Source organism: Pseudomonas soli (assembly GCF_900110655.1).
GTDB classification, from domain to species: domain Bacteria; phylum Pseudomonadota; class Gammaproteobacteria; order Pseudomonadales; family Pseudomonadaceae; genus Aquipseudomonas; species Aquipseudomonas soli.
This window is the reverse complement of the sequence record NZ_FOEQ01000008.1, coordinates 229072-235901: the sequence shown is the minus strand read 5'-3', so window position 1 is coordinate 235901 and position 6830 is coordinate 229072. Positions and strand designations below refer to the sequence as shown.

7 protein-coding genes are annotated in these 6830 nt (G+C 62.1%); all 7 read right to left on the bottom strand.

The genetic code is table 11. From position 1 onward, the window contains the following. Positions 1 to 780 (bottom strand): calcium-binding protein (locus tag BMY03_RS18610; RefSeq protein ID WP_143067563.1); only part of this gene is annotated, 780 nt, incomplete at its 3' end. A 65-nt stretch (positions 781 to 845) separates the two neighbouring features. Next, positions 846 to 2156, bottom strand: coding sequence for an HlyD family type I secretion periplasmic adaptor subunit (locus BMY03_RS18605; protein ID WP_201755081.1), 1311 nt, complete (start codon positions 2154 to 2156; stop codon positions 846 to 848). Then, the gene (locus BMY03_RS18600; protein ID WP_094011883.1) at positions 2156 to 3886 is read right to left on the bottom strand and encodes a type I secretion system permease/ATPase; all 1731 of its coding nucleotides are present in this window, start codon (positions 3884 to 3886) and stop codon (positions 2156 to 2158) included. Before BMY03_RS18600 ends, BMY03_RS18605 begins: the two co-directional genes overlap by 1 nt. A gap of 118 nt (positions 3887 to 4004) precedes the next feature. After that, on the bottom strand, positions 4005 to 4190 hold the full coding sequence (locus BMY03_RS18595; protein ID WP_094011882.1) for a hypothetical protein: 186 nt from the start codon (positions 4188 to 4190) through the stop codon (positions 4005 to 4007). Between the two features lie 72 nt (positions 4191 to 4262). Next, positions 4263 to 5636, bottom strand: a complete 1374-nt coding sequence (gene flgE, locus BMY03_RS18590) for a flagellar hook protein FlgE (RefSeq protein WP_094011881.1) — start codon at positions 5634 to 5636, stop codon at positions 4263 to 4265. Between the two features lie 30 nt (positions 5637 to 5666). Further along, a complete protein-coding gene (locus tag BMY03_RS18585) occupies positions 5667 to 6371 on the bottom strand; it encodes a flagellar hook assembly protein FlgD (protein WP_094011880.1) in 705 nt (234 codons plus the stop codon). 15 nt (positions 6372 to 6386) lie between these two features. Then, positions 6387 to 6830, bottom strand: coding sequence for a flagellar basal body rod protein FlgC (gene flgC, locus BMY03_RS18580; RefSeq protein WP_046854643.1), 444 nt, complete (start codon positions 6828 to 6830; stop codon positions 6387 to 6389).

The following is a 6830-nucleotide window of genomic DNA, read 5'->3' as shown; positions in this document are numbered from 1 at the left end:
GTTGCCCGCGCCACCGATGAAGCGGTCGGCACCGGCGCCACCACGCATCACGTCGTTGCCACTGCCACCGGTGATGATGTTGTCGCTGGCATTGCCAACCCCGGTAAAGTTGCCGGTACCAATGTAGGTGAGGTTTTCCACCTCAGGGGTCAGGGTGTAGCTGGCCAGGGTCGTGCGCACCTCGTCGATGCCGCCGCCAGCCTGCTCGAACACGCCAGCGGTGTTGTACAGGTAATAGGTATCGTTACCGGCACCACCGGCAAAGCTCTTGCTCGAACCTGTCGCCTGCATGATGAAGGTGTCGTTCTGGCTGCTGCCGATGACACTGTACATGCCGGTGAACTTGTCACCCTCTGCGTCGCCACCCTGGCCGGTGCCGCCAGAACCATCTACCGTGATCTTCACCGCCTGCTCGGACAACGAATAGTCCATCGTGTCGTTCAAGCCGCCGTTGAACTTCTGTGCGCGAGCGTCGCTAATGAAGGTATCGGCGTAGTTCGAACCCTGGAACACCTCGATGCTTTCGAAGGTATCGCCGGCGGCGATGCCAGTGTGCACACCGGTCTTGAAGTTCAAGGTGATGCCGGCACCGGCATCGGTATACGACACAGTGTCGTTGCCCGCGCCCCCGATGAAGCGGTCGGCACCGGCGCCACCGTAAAGCGTGTCGTTGCCGTCACCACCATTGATGATGTCGTCGCCGCCCTTGCCAAAAATCTGATCGTCCCCACTGGTACCAACCAGATTATCGGGGCCTTCGGTTCCCTGAATTACAGCCATGTCTACTCATTCCTTGCACTGGTTGAACAATCCTTGCCTGAAAACGCCAACACACTCGTCGACGCTCATCCTTCCCTGAATGCCCGTTGCGCATGGTCGCCTACTGGCTTGAGCAGATAGGACAGCACGGTGCGACGACCCGTCTGGATCATCGACTCCACCGGCATGCCCGGCACCAGCGTGAGGCCGTCGAGCTTGCGCTGCTCGGCCTTGTCGATATGAATGCCGGCTCGATAGAAACCGAGACCGCTCTGCGGGTCGGTTACCTGGTCGGCGGAAAGGCGCACCACTCGCCCGAGCACTTCGGGGGTGGTTGCACGGTTGAACGCACTGAAACGCAGCAAGGCATCCTGGCCGAGTACGACCTGGTCGATGTCCTGCGGACTGATGCGCGCCTCCACCAGCAGCTCCTCATCCAATGGCACGATTTGCATCAAGGTTTCGGCCGGTGAAATCACCCCACCTACCGTATGCACCGCTAACTGCTGAACGCGACCAGCACTGGGCGCCAGCACCTCGATGCGCTTGAGCTGGTCGGCGGCGGCGACTTCGCGCTCGACCCATTCGCCCTGCTGGGCCATGAGGTCGCGCAACTCCTGAGAGACCTGCTCACGAAAACGCTGATCAACTTGCAGCAACTCCAACCGGGTCTCGGCGATGCGTGCCCGCGCCTCGGCGATGGCCGCGACCAACTGACCGCGTTCGCCCTGCAGACGAGCGATACCGCGGGCCAGTGCATTGACCCGATCAAGGGTCATCAGGCCCTTCTTCTGCAAGGTCCTGACGGCCTGGTACTCCTCGTCGATCAGGCGAATCTCCTCGCCCTTGGTACGCTGCTGCAGGTCGTGGCCGGCGATGGTCTGGGTCAGTTGCTCGATGCGCTCGCGCAACTGCTGTTTCTGCCCGTCGCGGGACTGGCGGCGGTCGGCGAACAATTGCCGCTCGCTGGCCAACACCGCCTGCACCTGGGCCTCGCTTGCACGCGCAAGCAGGCGTGGCGGGACATCCACCTGCGCCAGGCCATCACGTTCGGCCTCGAGCCGGGCCTGGCGCGCCAGGGCCTGGTCCAGGGCCTTGGCGACAATGGCGTGGCTAGCCTCCTGCAAGGTGGCATCCAGGCGCATCAGCACATCGCCGGCCTGCACCGACTGCCCTTCGCTGACCAGCAACTGCGCGACCACACCGCCAGTGGGGTGCTGGACCTTCTTCACACTGTCCTGCACCGCCACTGTCCCCGGCGCGATCACAGCGCTGGCCAACTCGGTGGCAGCCGACCACAGCAGCGCGCCACCCAGCAACACCACCACGACCCCGAGACCAACCCTCAAGTGCCAACGCAGCGATCGCACCAGCTGCTGCTCATCATCGATGCGCATCATGCCTGCCCCCCTCCCTTGGCCACTCGTGGATCGGCAATCGCCACCGGCCGTGCCAGTACCTTGTCACGCGGGCCGAACGCCGCCTGTGCGCCCTGCTCCAGCACCAACACCTGGTCCATCACCGCGAGTAGGCCGGAACGGTGGGCGATGGCCACCACCACTCCACCCCGCGCCTTCACACCTTCGATCGCCCGGGCCAGCGCACGCTCGCCTTCGGCATCGAGGTTGGCGTTGGGCTCATCGAGCACCACCAGGAACGGCTCGCCATACAAGGCCCGGGCCAAGCCGATGCGTTGCCGCTGTCCTGCCGACAGATTGACGCCACCCTCGCCGACTGGCGTGTCGTAGCCTTGCGGCAGTTGCAGGATCATTTCATGCACGCCGGCCTGACGCGCTGCCGCGATAACCGCTGCCGAATCGGCCTGCGGGTCCAGGCGCGCGATGTTCTGGCCCACGCTGGCCTCGAACAGGTCGACGCTCTGCGGCAGATAGCCGGTCAATGCCGAGCGCTGCGCATCCGGCCAAAGTTCCAGCGCCGCACCATCCAGGCAGACCTGGCCGCGGATCGCCTGCCAGGCGCCCACCAACGCCCGGGCCAGCGACGACTTGCCCGACGCACTGGGGCCGATCACCGCCAATGCGCTCCCGGCCGCCAGGCTGAAACCCACCCCCTGAACAACCAGACGTTGCACTCCCGGAGGCGCAATGCACAGGTCTGTCACCCGCAACTGGCTGCAGGCCTTGGGGAGCGAGGTCCTTTCAGGTTGCTCCGGAAAAATCTCCAGCACCGCCCGCAACTGCTGCCAAGCCAGCCGCGCGGACACCAGGCTGCGCCAAGTGCCGATGATCTGTTCGGCCGGGGCGAGGGTACGGGCAACGATGATCGAGGCTGCGACAATGGCGCCGCCGCTGAGATCCCCCTGGATCACCAGCCAGGCACCCACGCCCAGGGAGGCCGACTGCACCAACTGACGCAATGCCTTGGTGATGCCACCATAGAATCCGCCGACGTCGGCACTATGCCGTTGCAGGGTTGCATAGCGCCCCTGCAGGACTTGCCAGCGCGCTGCGGCACGATCGGTCATGCCCATCGCGGCAAGTACTTCGGCCCCGGCATGGGCTTGCTGCCCCAGTCGGTTGCGCTGACTGGCAAGTGCCGCGCCGTCGCGCATGGCCTGGCGGGTGCCACGGTCGGTGAGCCAGGTAAGCAGCACCATCAGCGCGATCATGCTTAGCGCCAACCAGCCCAGGGACGGATGGATATAGAAACTGACCGCAAGGTACACCGGCATCCAGGGCAGGTCGAAGAACGCCATGAGCCCGGGGCCAGAAATAAAGGCACGGATCTGCTCAAGCTCCTGGGCGGGTTTGAGGGGATCCTGGTCGAGCACGACTTTCAGCGGCGTGCCGGCGATGACCTTGAATACCTGCCCGCCAAGCGCGCCCTCTACCGCTGCGGCGATACGCGACATGACACGCGAGCGGATGATGTCAATCACGGCGAACACCAGGTACACCCCCGCCACCAGCAACCCTAGCGCCACCAAAGTGGGCAGGCTGCGGCTGGGAATGACCCGGTCATAGACTTCGAGCATGAACAGGGGACCGATCAACGCCAGGAGGTTGACCACGCCCGAAAACAGGGCCGCGCCGATCAGGCCTTTTTTCAAGGCCACGCCAAGCGCTGCCGGCAGCACTTTGGCACCAGTATCCTTACTGCTTTTCAAGAGTTCCGATCCTTGGAAAAAGACGCTTGCCAGACACTCGAACGAGTGAGATGGCGCGGATCATACCTGAAGAAAATCCGCCAATCGATGGCTTCAAGCCATCATTTTTTGCCTTAGGTCAAAGCGACCTGCAGGCAGCATTGTCAAAGGGCCCGGCAAAGCGTTTCCAGCCATCGCCGGGTGACAATTGCGAGCACACCAAGTGCCCATCGGCCTGGCTTTCCCAGCGCCACCAGGGAGCCATCGCGGCCTGTGCCTGGAGCAGACAGAACGCCGCAACAGCGGCAGCCAGCAGCTTTCTCATGGGGACTCTCCTTGAAAACGACGAACCCCTTCTTGCAAAGGGGTTCGTTGACAAGCGATCAGCCAGCGGCCATCAGGTCATCTGGATGATGGTCTGCATGATGGTGCTTTCGGTGGAGATGGTCTTGGCATTGGCCTGGTAGTAGCTCTGGGCCTTGATCAGCTCGACCAGTTCCTGGGTCAGGTTGACGTTGGAGGCTTCCAGCGAGTTGGACTCGATCTCGCCCAGCGTACCGGTTTTCGGCGCGTCGATACCTGGAATGCCCGAGGAGAAAGTTTCCTTCCAGCGGGTGCCGCCCGTCTGCTGCAGGCCCTGTTCGTTGGCGAAGTTGGCGATTGCCACCTGGCCGATGGCGCGGGACTGCTGATTACTGAAGCTGGCGAACATGACACCGGTGGAGTCGATCGACAGGTTCGACAGGATGCCGGTGGCATAGCCGTCCTGGGACTGCGACATACGAGCAGTTTCAGTGTTGTAGGAAGTGGTGCTCTTCATCGAAAGCTGCATGCCGTCAGCATTACCCTGGGATCCGTTGGGAGCCCAATTGCCCGCCGCATCCTTGGCGGCGGGAATCCAGTTTTTCAGGGTGAAGGTGTTGTTGACCACGCTCCAATCGCTCGCCGGCACGCCAGGTACTGGAGGCGTGCTCCCATCGTTCTTGGCCGCCATGGACTTCACCGAACCATCGGGGTTGAACGACATGGTGGCGGTCAACGGCTGGGTGCTGGACGGATTGAGCGGGTTGCGACCCTGGACCAGGGTGTACATGGTCCATTCGTTCTTACCTGTCTTGCGGTAGAACTGCTCCATGACGTGCTCGTTACCCTGGCTGTCATAGACCTTGGTAGGGAACGATTTGGTGTAGGTGCTCTGATCGGTCGGGTCGAACGGCTTGTTCGGGATCATGGTGCCGGAACCATCATCAATTTCCAGCGGAATGTCGGGGGCCGAGGAGTTCAGGTTGATGCCCTGCTCGATCAGCGTGGTGGCCTTTGGCGCCAGCGCCGAGGTATCGATCCGCAGGTCGGTCAGCACGCCCTTGACAATCTTGCCATTGGCATCGGTGCCATAACCCTGAAGGTTCAGGCCGTCCGAGGTCACCACGTAGCCGTCTTTGTTGGTCTGGAATGCACCAGCACGGGTGTAGGTCATCGAGCCGTTATCAGACAGCACGAAGTAACCCCGCCCCTGAATACCCATGTCCAGCACGTTGCCGGTGTTGTTGACATCACCCTGGCCGAACTGCTGGGAAACCGCAGCCAGGCGCACGCCGTTGCCGACCTGGTTCTTGCCCACGCCCAGGCGGTTGGAGCCTGCGTAAACGTCGGCGAACTCGGCACGCGACGACTTGAAGCCGACGGTGTTGACGTTGGCAATGTTGTTGCCGGTAACGTCCAGCTGCTTGTTGGCTGCGTAAAGACCGCTAAGGCCGATATTGAAAGACATGCATTCACTCCTTATGCCGATCTAGCGGCCTTAGATTCCAATCGATTGTACTTTCGAGACGCCGATCTTCTGGCCGCCTGCCAAGGTGAGCATCATCTCGCTACCACCCTGGAAGCTGACGCTGGTGATCTTCGCCGGCAGCAGGGTGTACATGGTCTGTGCCTTGCCATCGACCGTCGTGGTGGCGGTGAAGGTGTACTGGCCAGGGTCGACCTTCTCACCCTTCTCGTTGGTGCCGTCCCAGATGAAGTCGGCGGTGCCTTTGGCCTGTTCGCCCAGGCTGATGGTCTTGACCACCTTGCCGTCCTTGTCCTTGATCTCGACCTTGCCGTCGGTGATGTTCTGCGGCACGACAACTTGACCGGTGAAGCTGGCGGTGGTGTCGACCATCGCCTTGTCGGTGTCCAGGATCACCGAGCGCCCCACCAGCGTGGTGGCCTGCAGCGCCTGACTCGACGCTATGCCGCCAATGATGTTGTTGACGGAGCTGTTCAGGGTCTGGATACCTTCCAGGCTACTGAACTGCGCCAGCTGCGCAATGAACTCGCCGTTATCCTGCGGATCCAGCGGGTTCTGGTGCTGCATCTGGGTAACCAGCAGCTTGAGGAACGCATCCTTGCCCAGCGCGTTCTTGTCGACGGGCTCGGTGGTGGTTTTCTTGGTACCGGTGCTGACCCCGGACGCGTTGAGTACGTCGTTCAGGTTCACGCCATTGTTGGTGTTGGTCACTGCCATGGTCCGGATTCCTTATCACTGACCCAGGGTCAGTACCTTCTGCATCATGGTCTTGGCGGTGTTCATCAGTTCGGCGTTGGTCTGGAACGCGCGGCTGGCAGAGATCATGTCAGCCATCTCTTCAACCACGTTGACGTTCGGGTAGTAGACATAGCCATCCTTGTTCGCCGCCGGGTGGCTGGGCTCGTAGCGGGCTTCGAGATTGCTCTGATCCTCGATGATGCCCTTGACCTCGACACCCTGCCCGGCCTGGCCCTGGTCTTCGAACAGCGATTGGCCGGCGCCGGCCTGGGCCTGCTGGAAAGTGGTGGCGAATACCGGGTGGCGCGCACGATAGGTCTGGTCGATGCTCGACGACACGGTCTCGGCGTTGGCGATGTTCGACGCAACGGTGTTCAGGCGCGTGTTCTGCGCGCTCATGCCGCTACCGGCAATATTGAAGACACTGGCAAGGGACAT